This window comes from Methanothrix soehngenii GP6 (assembly GCF_000204415.1).
GTDB classification, from domain to species: domain Archaea; phylum Halobacteriota; class Methanosarcinia; order Methanotrichales; family Methanotrichaceae; genus Methanothrix; species Methanothrix soehngenii.
Genome location: NC_015416.1, coordinates 1,499,438 through 1,515,307 on the forward strand (window position 1 = coordinate 1,499,438; position 15,870 = coordinate 1,515,307).

Annotated in this window: 16 protein-coding genes; 2 read left to right on the top strand and 14 right to left on the bottom strand. The window is 49.2% G+C overall.

What is annotated here, in order from left to right; genetic code table 11:
- Window positions 1–159: 159 nt before the first annotated feature.
- The 4 genes from MCON_RS07580 to MCON_RS07595 all read right to left on the bottom strand — a co-directional run bounded on the left by MCON_RS07580 (window position 160) and on the right by MCON_RS07595 (window position 2,695).
- Window positions 160–732, bottom strand: coding sequence for an isochorismatase family protein (locus MCON_RS07580; RefSeq protein ID WP_052297541.1), 573 nt, complete (start codon window positions 730–732; stop codon window positions 160–162).
- 368 nt (window positions 733–1,100) lie between these two features.
- Window positions 1,101–1,742: a peroxiredoxin gene (locus MCON_RS07585; protein WP_013719413.1), complete on the bottom strand. Its 642-nt coding sequence runs from the start codon at window positions 1,740–1,742 to the stop codon at window positions 1,101–1,103.
- A gap of 407 nt (window positions 1,743–2,149) precedes the next feature.
- A complete protein-coding gene (locus MCON_RS07590) occupies window positions 2,150–2,521 on the bottom strand; it encodes a type II toxin-antitoxin system RelE family toxin (protein WP_013719414.1) in 372 nt (123 codons plus the stop codon).
- 21 nt (window positions 2,522–2,542) lie between these two features.
- A complete protein-coding gene (locus MCON_RS07595; RefSeq protein ID WP_157863722.1) occupies window positions 2,543–2,695 on the bottom strand; it encodes a hypothetical protein in 153 nt (50 codons plus the stop codon).
- A 536-nt stretch (window positions 2,696–3,231) separates the two neighbouring features.
- On the opposite strand from MCON_RS07595, the gene MCON_RS07600 reads away from it, so the two are divergent.
- A complete protein-coding gene (locus MCON_RS07600) occupies window positions 3,232–5,790 on the top strand; it encodes a cation-translocating P-type ATPase (protein WP_013719416.1) in 2,559 nt (852 codons plus the stop codon).
- Between the two features lie 66 nt (window positions 5,791–5,856).
- Here the strand turns inward: MCON_RS07600 and MCON_RS07605 are convergent, their stop codons facing one another.
- The 9 genes from MCON_RS07605 to MCON_RS07645 all read right to left on the bottom strand — a co-directional run bounded on the left by MCON_RS07605 (window position 5,857) and on the right by MCON_RS07645 (window position 14,533).
- Window positions 5,857–6,279, bottom strand: a complete 423-nt coding sequence (locus MCON_RS07605; protein ID WP_013719417.1) for an ester cyclase — start codon at window positions 6,277–6,279, stop codon at window positions 5,857–5,859.
- A 39-nt stretch (window positions 6,280–6,318) separates the two neighbouring features.
- Window positions 6,319–7,275, bottom strand: coding sequence for a tetratricopeptide repeat protein (locus tag MCON_RS15185; RefSeq protein ID WP_013719418.1), 957 nt, complete (start codon window positions 7,273–7,275; stop codon window positions 6,319–6,321).
- A gap of 168 nt (window positions 7,276–7,443) precedes the next feature.
- Window positions 7,444–8,652 carry a SufB/SufD family protein gene (locus MCON_RS07615; protein WP_013719419.1) on the bottom strand — a complete coding sequence of 403 codons (1,209 nt, stop codon included), beginning with the start codon at window positions 8,650–8,652 and terminating at the stop codon, window positions 7,444–7,446.
- Window positions 8,640–9,368, bottom strand: a complete 729-nt coding sequence (locus MCON_RS07620; protein ID WP_048133043.1) for an ATP-binding cassette domain-containing protein — start codon at window positions 9,366–9,368, stop codon at window positions 8,640–8,642. Before MCON_RS07620 ends, MCON_RS07615 begins: the two co-directional genes overlap by 13 nt.
- Window positions 9,369–9,451: 83 nt before the next feature.
- Window positions 9,452–10,093 carry a hypothetical protein gene (locus tag MCON_RS07625; RefSeq protein WP_013719421.1) on the bottom strand — a complete coding sequence of 214 codons (642 nt, stop codon included), beginning with the start codon at window positions 10,091–10,093 and terminating at the stop codon, window positions 9,452–9,454.
- A 6-nt stretch (window positions 10,094–10,099) separates the two neighbouring features.
- Window positions 10,100–11,383, bottom strand: coding sequence for a diaminopimelate decarboxylase (gene lysA, locus MCON_RS07630; RefSeq protein ID WP_013719422.1), 1,284 nt, complete (start codon window positions 11,381–11,383; stop codon window positions 10,100–10,102).
- 46 nt (window positions 11,384–11,429) lie between these two features.
- Window positions 11,430–12,992 carry a mechanosensitive ion channel gene (locus MCON_RS07635; RefSeq protein WP_157863723.1) on the bottom strand — a complete coding sequence of 521 codons (1,563 nt, stop codon included), beginning with the start codon at window positions 12,990–12,992 and terminating at the stop codon, window positions 11,430–11,432.
- 72 nt (window positions 12,993–13,064) lie between these two features.
- Window positions 13,065–14,102: a hypothetical protein gene (locus MCON_RS07640; protein WP_013719424.1), complete on the bottom strand. Its 1,038-nt coding sequence runs from the start codon at window positions 14,100–14,102 to the stop codon at window positions 13,065–13,067.
- A gap of 26 nt (window positions 14,103–14,128) precedes the next feature.
- Window positions 14,129–14,533 carry a hypothetical protein gene (locus MCON_RS07645; RefSeq protein ID WP_013719425.1) on the bottom strand — a complete coding sequence of 135 codons (405 nt, stop codon included), beginning with the start codon at window positions 14,531–14,533 and terminating at the stop codon, window positions 14,129–14,131.
- 277 nt (window positions 14,534–14,810) lie between these two features.
- On the opposite strand from MCON_RS07645, the gene MCON_RS07650 reads away from it, so the two are divergent.
- On the top strand, window positions 14,811–15,206 hold the full coding sequence (locus MCON_RS07650; protein ID WP_013719426.1) for a hypothetical protein: 396 nt from the start codon (window positions 14,811–14,813) through the stop codon (window positions 15,204–15,206).
- A 27-nt stretch (window positions 15,207–15,233) separates the two neighbouring features.
- On the opposite strand, the gene MCON_RS07655 is transcribed toward MCON_RS07650, so the two are convergent.
- A complete protein-coding gene (locus MCON_RS07655; RefSeq protein ID WP_202795792.1) occupies window positions 15,234–15,854 on the bottom strand; it encodes a transposase in 621 nt (206 codons plus the stop codon).
- Window positions 15,855–15,870: the final 16 nt, after the last annotated feature.

Here is a 15,870-nt window from a genome sequence, read left to right on the forward strand (position 1 = left end):
TTTGCCCCCTCAGTAGATTCAACGGAAAAAATCAGGCCGATAGATTATACGGCAAATGCCCTGGATTTCTAAGTGCTCCTGTAGCTTGTATACAGCAAATGAACCACCAGATAAATGAAGGGCTAGAAAAAAGGCGACAATTGTTTTAGTCCCCATTTCTCATTCAGATCTGGCCAGTAGATCTGCGCTGTATATCACTTTTATGCCTGCATCTCTTATCTTGGCCATTGTTTCTTCCAACTGGTCGTGATACGCGGGTTTGGTCGCATCAAGAACGATGTAAGTATCAAAACCCAGGGCTATTGCGCTTACGGCGGTTTCGTAGACACATACATCAAGGACAAAGCCCGTGATATAGACCCTCCTGATATTATCGGCCCTGAGCATGGCCTCTAGGTGCGAATTTTCGAACACACTATAAGCATCATCATCTCTTTCCACGCCTTTGTGGATTATCGTCCGGATATTCCTTTGGTCTAATGAGAAATGGAATTCTGCACCAATCGTGCCGGCGATGCAGTGCATCGGCCATTTAGCAAAACTGCAATGGTCTGGCGGGTGCCAATCTTTGCTGGCAATAACATACCGAAATCTCGGAATGATTTTGTTGATTACCGTGATCGCTTCGCTTGCGTTTTGCGCAGGCAATGCACCACCTTCTGTAAAATCGTTTTGCGGTTCCACAACGATCAAAGCCGCATCATTGCTTATTCCTCCATGCATATCATCCATTGAGGAATGGCCATATAAGAGGATTCTGATTAACCTAAGGTCGATGGTCCCCAACGAACTCTGTTAATATTTTGACGCTTTCGCTCTAATTTTCCCTGTTCTTGCCCCCTGAATCTCTTATTTTCATCAGATTTTTCATATTTTTTCGACAGCTACCGCTATGCCTGCAAGCAGGTGTGGACCTGAGGCCTTTTGTGATCAAGTCTCAAGAGAAGTAGTTTATGCAGCAATAATCGACTGGAATCCTGTTAATTCATCAAACCTCATTATCGGTGATGGCTCAGCGATGATGATGGTGCCGAAGAATTAGGCGGCGTATCCGGCAGAAGAAATATGGGCTTTGCGTTCTGCAAAGCCATTTGGGATTGTCAATAGGGTACTTCCTTATAGCATAGCCACCAATCAAAGCAAGTCATGTTATTGCCTGTGACTCGTGTAGCCTTTGTTGTCTCGTTCGTCGGTGGCGGTATTATTACGCCATCGGCTATGAGTTCGTTATTTGGCCAGTTAGCAGGCATAGCTACCCGGTTCTGATCTGCAACCTGGAGAGCTCTGACGGTCCTCAGAATCTCATCCATATTCCTGCCAACTTCCTGCGGATAATAAAGAATCGTCCTAATGGTTCCACTGGGATCTATGATAAACACTGCTCTGACCGTGTTGCTTCCTTTAGCAGGGTGGATCATGCCCAACTGTTTGGCAACACGCCCTGTGCCATCAGCTATTATTGGAAAAGTTATGTTCGTCTTTAAGGTATCGTTGATCCATTCGACCCACTTCATATGGGCCTGGACCTGGTCTATAGAAAGCCCTATCAACTCGGTGTTGTTCTCCCTGAACTGCTCGTGCCTCTTGGCAAAGGCCACAAACTCCGTTGTGCATACAGGTGTAAAATCTCCAGGATGACTGAAGAGAATGAACCATTTGCCGGCGTATGCATCGGGCAGTTCCATCGTTCCCGCAGTAGTCTGTACCGTCATATCGGGAAACCTGTCTCCCAGCAGGGGCATCCCTTGAGTAGCATTATCTGTAGATATCGCCGGTGTCGCCAGGATACTCAATAGAACCAGCGATAAGGCAGATGATGTTAAAATTCTGCTCATTCAACTAACCTCCATGTTTAAAGATGTATCCCTTTTCCAAGAGTTAAATACTTTGGCACGTGATAGGAATCGAATTCAAAAAAAGAGGATTCCGATTAACTTAGGGTCGATGGTCCCCATAACGAACTCCGTCAATATTTTCAATTTATAGCTTAGAGGATGGCCCCCCGTGCATACAAGCGCCCGCCCGCGCGCTGCCGGCCATGCGGGCAACCCCCGGGAAGATGCCCGAAAATCCAACCTCGGAGCGTTTTCACCGATAGACCTTGCAGATGACAAGAAGTATAGAGAACAGAAGTTAGGTGATATCGCCTCTACTTACCTATCGATTTTACAAAGGCCACAAGCTCTTCAGAGGTAACGCCTACCTTTGCGAGTGTTGCTAGCAGCCCTTCATCTTCAGTAAGAGCTTTTGCTATTTCATAGGCTGCAGCATACGCTTTATCATGATGATCTACATGTACAAAAACGATGAAATCGCCGAATACGCCGTAAATAATCACAAAAGGATCTACATGGTCGCCTCTAAGGCCCTTCAAGTTGTGGCTTTTGGGTTCTCCTATTTCGGGATTTTCACATATCGCTTTGATCTTCTTCCCAAACCTTTGCTCCAAAGCAGCATCCTTTTTCGTCAGCTTCTTGAATTGCTTATGAAAATGACTTGGAAGGAGGGGCCTAAATGCCATGAAGGATCAAAATTGGATAAATCAGGGTTTTAGCAGGTAGGCCAATAGCTCATCGGCATCCTTGAAGACCTTACAGCGGCCCTCAGCAAAATCCTCCAGGCCTTCTCTGATGCCCTCGATGAACTCTTTGCCTGTCTCAGAGTTAGCCTTTACAGGATTAACGACAGGTGACATCAAATTTTTGACCTCCAGGTTATCTGAGCAAACCAACTGATCACGCCTCCGTCAGATATGTTATGGCTGTGTTGATAAAAACCTTTGCACTTCCATCGCCCTCCTGCCCCCCCGTTGGGCATCCCCGCGTGCATGCAAGCGCCCGTCCGCGCACTGCGGCCATATGAGCAATTCGGATGTATGATAAACGAAGCTATCGTTGGGAGTTATCATAGCAAGATCAGAACGATGTTAATGAGCAGACGCATAAGTCCTCTCTGGCTCCCGTCGAGGAGATCCAATAATCTCTATCGATTTTAGCTTCTTTCAAAACCGCATTAGGAGCCGAACCCAATATCTTTGCCTTTGTGCATATTGGGTCTGATAACCCGAGTCATGCCTCGAATCATATAATCATGGCCCGAGCTTTGAAAGGCCCTCGAATCCTCAACTGGCTGATCATCTCTTAACCGAAGACCAATGGATTGATATCTATCTCTTCACCCAGGGTTAACAACGAAAATACCCGGACTATTGTACAGGAAGAGGTTGCGTTATTGGCTGATGATTTTGATATAAAAACCGCTGGAGGCCTCACCGAAGCCGAGGCCGCAAAACTGCTAAAAGAAGTAGGCTACAACGAGCTACCCTCAACCAAACCCCGCAGCGCCTTCGCCATTGCCTTTGAAGTTGTCAAGGAGCCTATGTTCCTGCTCCTGGTAGCGGGCGGGCTGGTTTATTTTTTGCTTGGAGATCTCCAAGAGGCCCTGATACTAATGGGCTCTGTCCTGGTTGTTATGGGCATCACTTTCTATCAGGAACGCAAGACAGAGCGGGCCCTGGAGGCCTTGCGAGACATGTCTAGCCCGCGTGCACTGGTAATCCGGGATGGTGTGGAGAAGCGGATAGCCGGAAGGGATGTAGTCCCGGGAGATCTGATTGTTCTTGCAGAAGGCGACCGCGTGCCTGCGGATGCAGTTTTGCTGAGCTGCACCAATCTTTCCGCAGATGAATCCCTTCTCACAGGTGAATCGGTCTCTGTCCGGAAGGTATGCTCTGAGACCGACTCGCCTGTGATGGCCAGACCGGGTGGAGATGATCTGCCATTCGTCTACTCTGGAAGCCTGGTTGTGCAGGGCCAGGGGGTGGCAGTGGCCAGGGCTACGGGAATAAACACCGAGATCGGCAAGATTGGAAGAGCTTTAGAGCAGGTCAAGTCCAAGGAGACGGCCCTTCAGAAAGAGACCAACCTGCTGGTACGCAACCTGGCGTTGCTCGGTTTGGGCCTGTGTCTACTGGTAGTAGTTGCCTATGGCATAACCAGAGGCAACTGGCTGCAAGGAGTACTGGCGGGCATAACCACCGCCATGGCCGTGCTGCCCGAAGAGTTCCCCGTGGTCTTGACAGTATTTCTGGCGCTGGGAGCGTGGAGAATCTCTCAGAATAACGTCTTAACCCGGCGTGTTCCGGCGGTAGAGACCCTAGGTTCTGCCACTGTGCTCTGCACGGACAAGACTGGTACCTTGACTCTTAACCGCATGAAGGTGAAAAAGATATTCGCCAGCGGCCAATCAGTCGAGCTGGATGACGGCAGAGACAATCTGCCTGAGGCCATTCATGAGGTGATTGAGTTTTCCATTCTGGCCAGTCAGATGGATCCCTTCGATCCCATGGAGAAGGCCTTCAAAAAGCTGGGCGAGGACTACCTGGCCAAAACTGAGCACATCCACAGGGACTGGGAGCTGGTTCGAGAGTATCCATTATCAAAGAAGTTGCTGGCCATGTCCCGCGTCTGGAGATCGTCTTCGGGAAATGAGTATGTGATCGCTGCCAAGGGTGCGCCTGAAGCTATTGCAGAACTATGCCACATCGATCCGGATCGGGAAAAAGAACTATCCAATAACATCCAGACCATGGCCAATGAGGGCATGCGCGTATTAGGTGTAGCCAAGGCCTCATTCCAAAAGACCGATCTGCCCGATGGACAGCACGACTTCGAGTTTGAATTTCTGGGCTTGATAGGAATGGAAGACCCGGTGCGGCCAGGCGTTCCTGAGGCGATTAAGGAATGCTATTCTGCCGGGATTCGAGTGGTGATGATAACTGGAGACTATCCAGGAACTGCTCAGGCTATAGCCAGGCAAATTGGCCTGCCAACAGATAAGGTCATCACCGGTCCTGAACTGGCAATACTGAGCGATCAAGAACTTCAGGAGAAGGTCCGAGATATCTGCCTCTTCTCTCGCGTTGTACCGGAACAGAAGCTGAGGCTTGTCAAAGCCCTAAAGGCCAATGGAGAGGTCGTGGCCATGACAGGCGACGGGGTGAACGATGCACCCGCCCTAAAAGCTGCCGATATCGGAATAGCCATGGGAGGCAGGGGCACAGACGTGGCCCGCGAGTCAGCATCTCTGGTGCTTTTGGACGACGACTTCTCGTCCATTGTCAAGGCGATAAAATCAGGCCGCAGGATATTTGATAATATCAAGAAGGCCATGGCCTACATTCTGGCCATACATGTGCCTATTGCGGGCATTTCGCTTATTCCCGTGCTCCTGGGATGGCCGTTGATATTTTTCCCGGTTCATGTAGTCTTCCTGGAGCTTATCATAGATCCTGCCTGCTCAATTGCCTTTGAGGCCGAGCCTGAGGAGGCAGATGTGATGGACCGGCCGCCCAGAGATCCAAATGCGCCTCTGTTTAGCAGTCATGCATTGGTGCTCAGTCTGCTTCAAGGCTTGAGCGTTCTGGTCATAGTCATGGCAGTTTTCACCGTCTCACTCTATCGTGGTCAGGGTGAGGCCGAAGCCAGGGCACTGACTTATACCACCCTCATTTTTGCTAATCTGGCCCTTATTCTGGCAAATAGATCCTGGACCAGGACCATCCTGGAGACAATGAGCACCCCCAATCCTGCCCTTTGGTGGGTGGTGGGAGGCGCCTTGGTCTTCCTGGCAATGGCGATATATGTTCCATTCCTTCGAGAGATATTCAGCTTTGCCTATCTGCATCTTATTGATATAGCCATTTGTTTTGCATCCGGGATAGCGAGCATTTTATGGTTTGAAGCGCTGAAGATCTTCAATGGCAGAAATCGGGATTCACGGCCACATTAGGAAACAACTGAAGGGTAGGTGAATCTCGCCGCGGGAAGGATGAACTTCCCGCCGGATCATCCACCCTTATTGCCCCAAGGGCGGCAAGATCCCTAGTTGTTGCATCAGCCCAAGCAGGTTGGCCTCACCCCAGAGCTCTGCGATCTTTCCGTTTTCTATCCGAAAGATTTCGATGCCTGTCATGGTTATGGATTTGCCTGTGGGCACTAAATCCATGAAAGCACCTTTGTGTATGCCGCGAGCTGTGAAGCGTGCAGCGACTTTGTCTTCCTCTGCCACCATATCCTCTACGGTAACATTCAGATGCTCGAAGGCTGACCTGCATGCTGTAATCACATCGTTCATCCCCTTAATTCCTGGAGCTGATGGAAGGGGTGTGTGCAGGGCAAAGTTTGGAGCCAGCAACTCATCTGCGGCTCTCAAGTCTCCCTTGGATGGTCCTTCCTCGAAAAAGCGAAGTACAATGCGTTTGTTATCCTCTATTGACATCGATTATCGTCTCCTATTTTTTCTGCAAGAGTTTCGGCTTTAGACGAATCCTTTTCCATAGAAGTCAGTAATGTCAAAGTATATGGTGGCATTCTCTCCGGATGTAAGATGGACCTCCAGCACATCATAGGATCTGCCCTCTTCACCCTCGACCAGGTACTGAGATATGCGATCCCTGTCCACTGCATCCGTCCCGAACCTCTTTTCCAGATAATAATACTCTGAGCCTACCCCTTCAAGATCGGTTCTTGCATTCATAATGACTATGGCGTCCTCCATGGACTCTCCGCGGTTATCGCTGAAGCTGATATGGGCATAGCTCAGATCCCGATATGTGCTCCATGCCTCTTCTGCCTCCTGGGTCCTTCCCAGGCTGCGCAATGCCAGCGCCTTGCCATACCAGGACTGAGAGCTGTTGGGGTAGATGTCTACGGACTCTTCGAATGATTGCAGGGCCTCTTCATATCGGCCCAGCTCTCCCAGCGCATAACCCTTACTATCCCAGGGCCTGCTCCAGTTTCCATCGATGAGTATGGCCTGATCATAGCAGGTTATGGCCTCTTCATATCGACCCAATTCCTGGAGAGAATTGCCTTTGTCATACCATACGAATTTGTTCTCTGGATCTATCTGCAGGGATTGATCATAGGAAGCAAGAGAATCGTTCATCCTGCCAATATAGCTTTCATCTGTCGCCCTGGCATACCAGACGTCTGCATTCTTGTCATCGATCCGGATGGATTTATTATAGGACGAAATGGCCTCTTCGTATCTTTTCAGACCGCTGAGGGCCATCCCCCGGGCAAACCAGACGGTTGCATTCTCCGGGTCGACGGTGGTGGCGTTGTCAAATGACCTAAAAGCCTCTTTGAGGCTTCCGTTAACGTATTCTTCTGCTCCTTTGGTCAGCCAATACTCAATAGTACCCACATCACCCAATCCAGTCAGGCATAAAAGTGAGAGAATGGATAAGGTGAGGAGAATTTCGGTTCGCATTGAAAACACCTGATATGTATTCCCCATCCCCCCTAATAAATATTTGCAGACGATTTGCGGCAAATTGCATGGCCTCTGATTCTCTATTCCCGGGATTGAGATTGAAGGAGAAGATCAGCGGGAATTTATCGAAAAAAAATACGAGAAAAGAAGCTAAAAAGGATATTTTCAGGATCCTTTCAGGTCCTCCCTCTGGGTGATATCCTTGATCTCCTTTTTCAGTTCCTCGGGCAGGCCCTTTATCTCCACATCCAAAAATCCCCGAACTATGACGCTGGTGGCCTGCTCAGAGGAGAGGCCCCGTGCCATCAGATATTCCAGCTCCTCCTCGGAGATTCTGCCCACTGCGGCCTCATGGGACATATCCAGGTCCCGGCAATGGCCATCGAGCTCCGGAATGGAGTAGATCCGCCCCTCATTGGAGAGGAGAAGGCCGACGCATTCCAGGTGAGCGCGCGCTCCGGGAACGGTTCCGGTCATCCTCCCCCGGGCGATGACATCCCCGCCCATGCAGACCACTCGGGAGATGGACTCGGCGCTGGTCTCAGGGGCGTTCAGGAACACATCGCTTCCCACATCGATATTGCCCATGGTGGAGTAGATCACTGTATTGAAGCTGGCCACCGCTCCCCGGCCGGCCAGATTGGCTGTGGGGAATGTCTGCAGGGTCTTGACCGGTCGGAGCATGATGTAGTTGTTGTACAGCGATCCACCCTCAGCGATGGTCACCCCGGTCCTCGGACGCACCTCAACCTCCTTTCCCCAGCTGTGCACCATGGTGAAGCTCACCTTGGCGTTCTTCTGGATATAGTACTCGGAGACGCCGATGTGCAGCCCCCTCTGAACATGGGCGGGGGTGGTGCAGCCGGTGATCACATGCAGCTCAGAGCCCTCCTCGGCGATGACGATGTTGTGCACCCGCTGGTTGAGATTGGTGGAGCCCAGATACAGGCAGCTTTTCACCGGAAAGATGGTCTTCATGTTCTTCTTGGCGCGGATGAAGAAGCCTGCCGGAGGGGCTTCGGCCACATCTGCCGTGTACTTGTCTGCGTCCGCGGCCACCAGCTTCCACCAGTAGTCCTGCAGGAAGTCGTACTTTTTCAGGGCAGAGGCGATATCCATGATCTCCACCCCTTCGTAGAGGGACTTGGCCACTACAGGGGTCTGATCCATCTGCACATAAGCCCCGGAGGATTCGTCATCCAGGGTCACGCCCACGTCCAGAGCTGCCTTCTTTACCACATTGGGCAGATCCAGTGCATCATCGACAGCGCTCTGGGGCTTGGCATCGGACTGGTAGCTCTCCAGGTTTACATCGGTACCAAAGAGCGCCTTCTTATCTCGCGCTTTGCGGGCCTTCTCCTCTATGCTTGACATGCGCACCCCGCACAACCCTCGTATCCGCTTTTCTTGATCTGCTCCAAGATCTCGCCCGGATTTCCGCTGCAGACGATCGCACCGCCCAGCATGACATGGGCCCGGTCTGCCTTCATATAATCCAGGATATGGCCGAAGTGGGTGATAATGATCCCCGATTTCGTCCGGTAGCTTGGTCGCTGATCCTTCTGAGTGAGCTGGTTTATGGCATCTCCTATGAGCTTGATGTTCTCCAGGTCCACCCCAGAATCGGGCTCATCCAGCATCACCAGGTCCGGCTGCTGGGCTAAAAGCTGAACCATCTCCGAGCGCTTGACCTCTCCGCCAGAAAAGCCGCGGTTAACATCCCTCTCCGCAAAGGCCTCAAAGTCCATCTTTTTGAGAATGGACTCGGTGTCTGCCTGGGGATTGATGATCGTGATCAGGTCTTTGAGCCTCAGGCCGCGAATGGCCGGCGGCCGCTGAAAGGCCATGCCTATTCCCAGGCGCGCCCGCTCGTCCATGGACATGTGAGTGATATCCTTTTCTTTAAATATAATGCGCCCTTTATCGATGGTGTACCTGGGAATACCGGCTATGACATTCAAGAGAGTGGTCTTGCCCGTCCCATTGGGGCCGAAGAGGGCATGGGTCTCACCACTGTTTATCCTAAGGTTGAAGTTCTTCAAAACCTGCTTACTGCCAATGCTGACCGACAGATCTTCAATCTCCAGCAGCCGCATCACCTCCAATTGCCAGTTAAGTCTCTCTTTAGGATTATATTACCTTTTGCTGCAGTAGAGGAGATGATCCAGAGAATTCAATCCAGAGCACCCTGTGCCACTGCCTCCAGCTCATCGATCGCCTGGCAGATGGATGCATAGCTCATCACCACTCTGCCTGCCACAGTATCCTGGCAGCCCAATAGCCTGCAGAGAGCGATGTCATACCCCCCAGGATCGATCTTCCTCTTTTGCAGGTACTCGTGGCCCCAGGGGCCGGCCACCAGATACTTGTTAAGCGGATCGGAGGTGCTCGTATAGTGCTCCAGCATGCCCGCGGCGGGATCTTCCATTCGGTCGAAGCTCTTTTGCAGGGCAAGAGCCCTCTTCTCCAGAATTGTTCTGCTGGCCAGGCGGGGGCGCCGCACCAGCTCCTCCAGAGCCTGCAGCTGCGCAGAATCCAGGTTGCGGCGGGCAAAACCAATGGAGTTTTTCAGACCCCTGCCATAAGCCTGCTCTATGGCCGCTCTCCTCTTCTCCCAATCGTCATAGTTGGCATCCAGACTTCCCGTTCTCTTCTCCTCTAATGCTCTCAGAGCGGCTCGAGAGGAATCCAGGCTCCGGGTCACCGACTGCACATAGACCAATACCTTGCCCAGGCCCGAAGAGAACTGGCCCTGCAGCAGCGGCTCAATCATCCCTTTTATCCTATCTGCCGCAACCAACGGATCTGCCTTCATATTCCCCTACCACATCAGCCGGGATGGGATGGTCTGCCCGGCCAATAGAGCGCTCTCATCCTCTCTATGCCGGATGAGCTCCCAGCGGTCCTCAGAGACCAAAACTTCTGCCGGTCTCGGCTGGCCGTTATACTGGGAAGCCATGGAGAAGCCATAGGCACCAGCATCCAGGAAGGCCAGGGTATCGCCCCGCACCAGGCGAGGGAGACGGCGGTCTCGGGCCAGCACATCGCCGGTCTCGCAGATCGGGCCGACGATGGTATAGGTCTCCTCTCCCTGCTCTTCCGCACGGTTGGCCGCCAGCACATGATGATAGGAGTCATAGAGCATGGGCCGGGCGAGGACGTTGAAGCCGGCGTCCACTGCCACGAAGTTGACATGCGCCCTCTTGACCACATTGACTCCCGTGAGCATGATAGTGCTGTCCGCCACTATGCTCCTGCCCGGCTCCAAAATGAGCTGAGGGAAGATTCCCATATCCCGGCAGCTATCCTGGATTACCGGCAAGACGGCCTTTGCCAGATCCGAGGGCAGGGGGGCAGTGCTGTCTGGTTGGTATTGGATGCCAAGGCCTCCCCCCAGGTCTATTCTTTCCACATTCCCGCCCTCAGCCACCACTGCTCTGGTGATGTCCATCATCCTTCCCGCTGCCTCGGCGAAGGGGGCGGTGTCCAGAATCTGGCTGCCGATATGGCAGTGCAGTCCCACTGGCTTTATCCCTTCGAGCTCCATCGCTCTCTTATAGGTCCCGGCCACCTGCTCCGCAGGGATGCCGAACTTTGAGGATCTCAGGCCGGTGGCGATCTTGGGATGGGTTTTTGGCGATACATTGGGGTTGACTCGAAAGAGGATCTCAGCCTCTGAATCCAGGTTACGGGCGGTCCTGGCCAGGTGCTCCAGCTCTTCATTGGAGTCCACGGAGATGCGAACCCCTGCCTGGAGGGCAGCTATGTGATCCTTCTCGCTCTTGGAGTTGCCGTTGAAGAGGATCATATCCCTGGGGATGCCAGCCAGGCGAACCAGGGAAAGCTCCCCTGCAGAGAATATGTCCGCCCCCATTCCCTCCTGAGCGGCGACTTGCAGAATGGCCAGATTGCCATTGGCCTTCACCGCGAAATATTTCTCTGCATCAGGAAATGCTCTATGATAGCGGCGGATGTTCTCTCGCAACCTTCTCTCGGAGGTGACATATAGTGGAGTGCCCTCCTCCGCGGCCAGACGGCAGCAGTCGACGTCCTCGATATAGAGGTGGTTGTCTATAGTGGTGAGATGATCTTTGGATCCAAACATAGATCCCATGATCTCTTCTTGATTACTAAATCGTTTCTATTAAAGCTCATTTCATCGACTTCAACCACTTATCAATCTCCCTGGCGGCGATCTCCCTTCCTCCCAGTCCGAACGCCAGGGCCACGGCCACAGCGATGGCGCCCAGCAGCAGTCCGAATGCCAGGTTGATGATCTCATTCGCCAGTCCCATGTGCCTCAGGGCCATGGCTCCGGAGAATATCAATACGGAAATCCTGGCCGCCTGAGCGAGCATCTTCGCCTGGCTGGTGTTGCTGGCCATCACTGTGTCATAAGCCAGATTGGCCAGGTAAATGCCGGTGGCCAGTATCACCAGTCCCACCAGAACGCGGCCGGCGAAGACTATGAACTCATAGATCAGGTCTGCCATCAGGGCGAAGTTGAGGATTCTGGATGCCTCTATCAGGGCAAAGAGCATTATTGCCACCAGCACCAGGTAGCCCGCCAACTGGGAGGGCTTTCTCTCTCCTTCTGCCGGCTCCTTTCCCAGGCCCAGCCAGACCAGTATGGAGTCGAATCCCGCTGCCGCCAGGAGGTTTGTGACCAGCTCTGCCACGATCTTTCCAAGCACATAAGCGATGGCCAGGATCAGAATGGCCCCGAAGGCTGAGGGAAGTGCAGCCAGTATCTGGTTGAGCATATTAGATAACGGTTGGGTGACAGATACCAGGTCCAGGGCCTGGAGGGCTGCCATGAGGACGGGGATCAGTATCAAGGCATAGACGATCAGGCCGATCAAACCGGCCAGCCCTCGTTCTCCCAGTACCCGGGAAAGGCCCACCTTCTCGCTCAGCCTCTCCGAGCCGACTGCCAGCAGCAGGCCGGTGAGGATCTTTTGCACGATGCGGGCGAGAAACCAGCCGACGAGGAGGATAGCTGCTGCTGCCAGCAGATTGGGGAGGAAGCCAAGCATCTTGGCCATCATCACCTGCAGGGGCTCGAGAAGCCCGCCCAAAGAGAGTGCATTGAGGACCATGGGCAGGAAGAGGAGGAGCACAAGGTAGAATACGATCTCGGAAATAGTCTGGCTCAATGGCATCTCCTTTCTCTCCAGACCGGCCTTGCTGCCTATGTCCTCATCGATGTTTGCAGATCGAAGAACTGTCAATACCACCCTCTTGAGAACCATCGCTAAGACGATAGCGACGATCGCTATCAATAGGGCGGCAAAGAGCTTGGGAATATAGGCGAAGACCACCGTTAGCATCTCATTTAATGGCTGAGCAACCAGTGTTAAGCCCAGAGTCTCGAAAAATGCTACTATAACAAAAAATAGTAGAACATAATAAATTATCCGAGTAATCCATCGATTCGAGTCTATGGATCTGGCCCTTTCCTCGCCCACTGCCACCCGGGCTATTTTTTCATCCATTGCAGTGCGACGCAGCGCTTTGCCAATGAGAGAGCTGACAATCAAAGCTACGATCCACCCCACAACAAGGATGATCAAAGCACTAAAGATATTGGAACTCATAGGTCCAAAGATCTGAGTTACCTGATCGCTTATTCTCATAAGATCACCATTCATTTCAGATGCAAATTTCAAAGCCTGTTTGAGCAAAATGCTATTAACAATAATGTACAATACCATTACTTAAAGATAGTGGATGATTAGCGCCCGGATATTCGATTTCAAAATGAGTCTGTGTATATCAAAATAAGTTTAATATGTTTTGATTCTATCATCTATCCTTAATGGAAATGAATACGGATTTTTAATTCTAACTCCTTTTGAATAATCCTCTACGTTATAATTTTCCGGCACGGCATCATAAACACATAAGCCTTCTATTGTTGATGTTGCCGTATTAAGAGCCAAATTGCTAATTTTTGTCCCCATAGATGCAAATGATATATTATATTTTTCTTGTGGAAAATCCGCAATAATCTTACCTAAATCGCATAAAATTGTTTGATATCCATGAGATGGTGTATATCTTATTTCTATTGAATCTTTTCTCAAGGGCAACTTGCATGCCAATTCTTCACCAACTTTTCTTGCATGACCGTTCCATTTTGCATGATTATCTGTATCATCTCCCCTTGGAACCATTAAAATTACCTCATCTGGATCAACATCTTCAGCCAGCAAATGAGCTCTTTCTAATTCATGACCAGTAAACATGATTAAGACGTCTTCTTTTGATGGATCATGATTCCTGCCGAGATCCGGAAAGTAGTTTTTTTTCTCCAATCCCTGAGAAAGATTTTTTCCGTATTCCATTGGCTCAAAATAGATTATCTCTCCACTTGTATACTGAAATGCCTTCATGAGATATGAACCCAAGTTTCTTGTTAATGTACTCATGTCGAGATAAGTATATCTAACAACCAATTCACTATCAATTTCTAATAACTTATCTAATACCTCTCGAGGGTTGTGAAAATCACACTCTATGAAATAATATGATTTGATGTCACGGTTTTCGAGAAATTTCGTAATATTTTTTTTATGTTCTACGACTTTCTTCCGACAAGTACCAGTATCTATTAGATAAAACACATTGAAATATATTTTCTTTTGCTTTAGGATCGATGAGATCCATTCTGTATTTAAAATGCACTTTATCCCGACAAGATCTCGGTCTTCAAAACTCAAAGAACCAATATAATTAATTTTATCCTTATTTTTATTTCGCACCTCAGAAATTAACGAGAGAGTAGATTGAGAGCTTAATATTCTGTTTTTCTCTTTGTCCATTAAGCTGCACCATACTTATCCTAGTCTCAACCTTCTCCTCTGATTTTCTCTCTAATATCTTTACGTAATTCGCCTCGGAATTTCGCATCTAAAATCTTTTTTGGCAAGCGATCGTTAGCTTTTCTGCTAAAGAATTCTTGAGCCAAATTTTTATTAACCATCACCTCTGCCTCACCATAACTTATCCACTCTATGCTTTTATCACTTGTTTTAACGGGGACTTTTCCGGTTACCTTTGTGATATTGGCAAAAATAGAAACCATTTCAAATAGAGCTAGCGCATCTTGCTCTCCAATATTAAGTTTTCTCTTCAAATTATCAATTGATAAACTAATTTTTTTGTTTTCGTGTCCTGTAAAATAATCCTCGATTATGGCGGTCAGATCCGATTCACCTAATTTCTTGTCTTGAACAATCTGACGCCATGGCATAAAGGATAGTTATACAAAATCTATTTAAACATTCCGTTTCATTCAGCGAATTATAATGGGGAATTCATGAGAGAACTGAAAAGCCGTTCAGATAAATCAGAAATGATAGGTTATAGTTTTATAACTTTTTTTCAGGTATTATATTAGGAAAATATATAAATACCAATTCTATTATTTGTGATGTGTCCTGGGTCGGTATTATTGCAGGTATTTTAATTATATTATATAATAAAATCTCTAAATATATTTGGTGGCGAGATCTAAGAGAGGATTTAAAATGACCTCATTTAGACCCAAACTTACTGATAATGATAAATATATCTTAAATAAATATGGGATAAGGGAATATATTTCGCTTGCAGCCAAGAGCGAAAATCACGAGGCATATAATTTATTGCTGGCCGCAGCCCATTATTTAGATGAGTTTAATAATAAATTAAGTAATGAAATAGCATTTAAGTTATTTAATCATTATATGTATAATAGAATATATTATTTAGAGCCTAATGGATTTACGATTCGAGAAAGTGAATTATCTGCGATTTATAATATTAGGGAAAAAATTAAAAAGATTGCTGAAGTAGAGGGAAAACAAGATTATGATATTGTCGAGCGTGTAAACGCACTGATTTTAAATATTTTGATTTCGGAACGTTGGTGGAATCCCAGCTAGTACAGCCGGGCTTAAATAAGCCCAATTTTAGATAGTAAGTGCCTTCCCTCGATATGTCCATTTGAATGGCTTTGCCATTGTCTTGTTGAAGTACTCGACAAACGCCAGAACCTTGGCGTTCAGATCATTGATAGAAGCAAAGCTGGCCCGCCTGAGCAGCTTCCTGACCAAAATGCTAAACCATATTTCGACCTGGTTCATCCAAGAAGCGTGTATCGGCGTGTAGTGAAAGACAATTGAGTGAGATGGATCGGCCAAGAATGATTCGCGAGTTTCGATTGACTTCAGAATACCATCTCTGCCTTTGATTCCTAAGTCGATGTCCAAGTCGGATACATCTGCCACATACCTCACAAGAGACTCTGATTTATGGATATTGAGATTGTCGGCGACAAAGTGCCAGCGGGATGTGGATAAGGATCTTTCTACCACTTCCTTGATATGGGATACGAAGTCATCTTCATTGCGCGTATCGCCGCAAGAAATGGTGTCAACCTTTCCGTTGGCTACCGCAAAGCTCACGATGAATGATTGAGTTCCATGCCTGATGTATTCAAACTCCCTGCGTTCCACTTTTCCTGGTGCCATTGGCAATCCAGGGTGTTTGCGTTCGAGAGCTTGTACCCCAGTCATTTCATCGATGCTCATTACGACTTCACCTTTT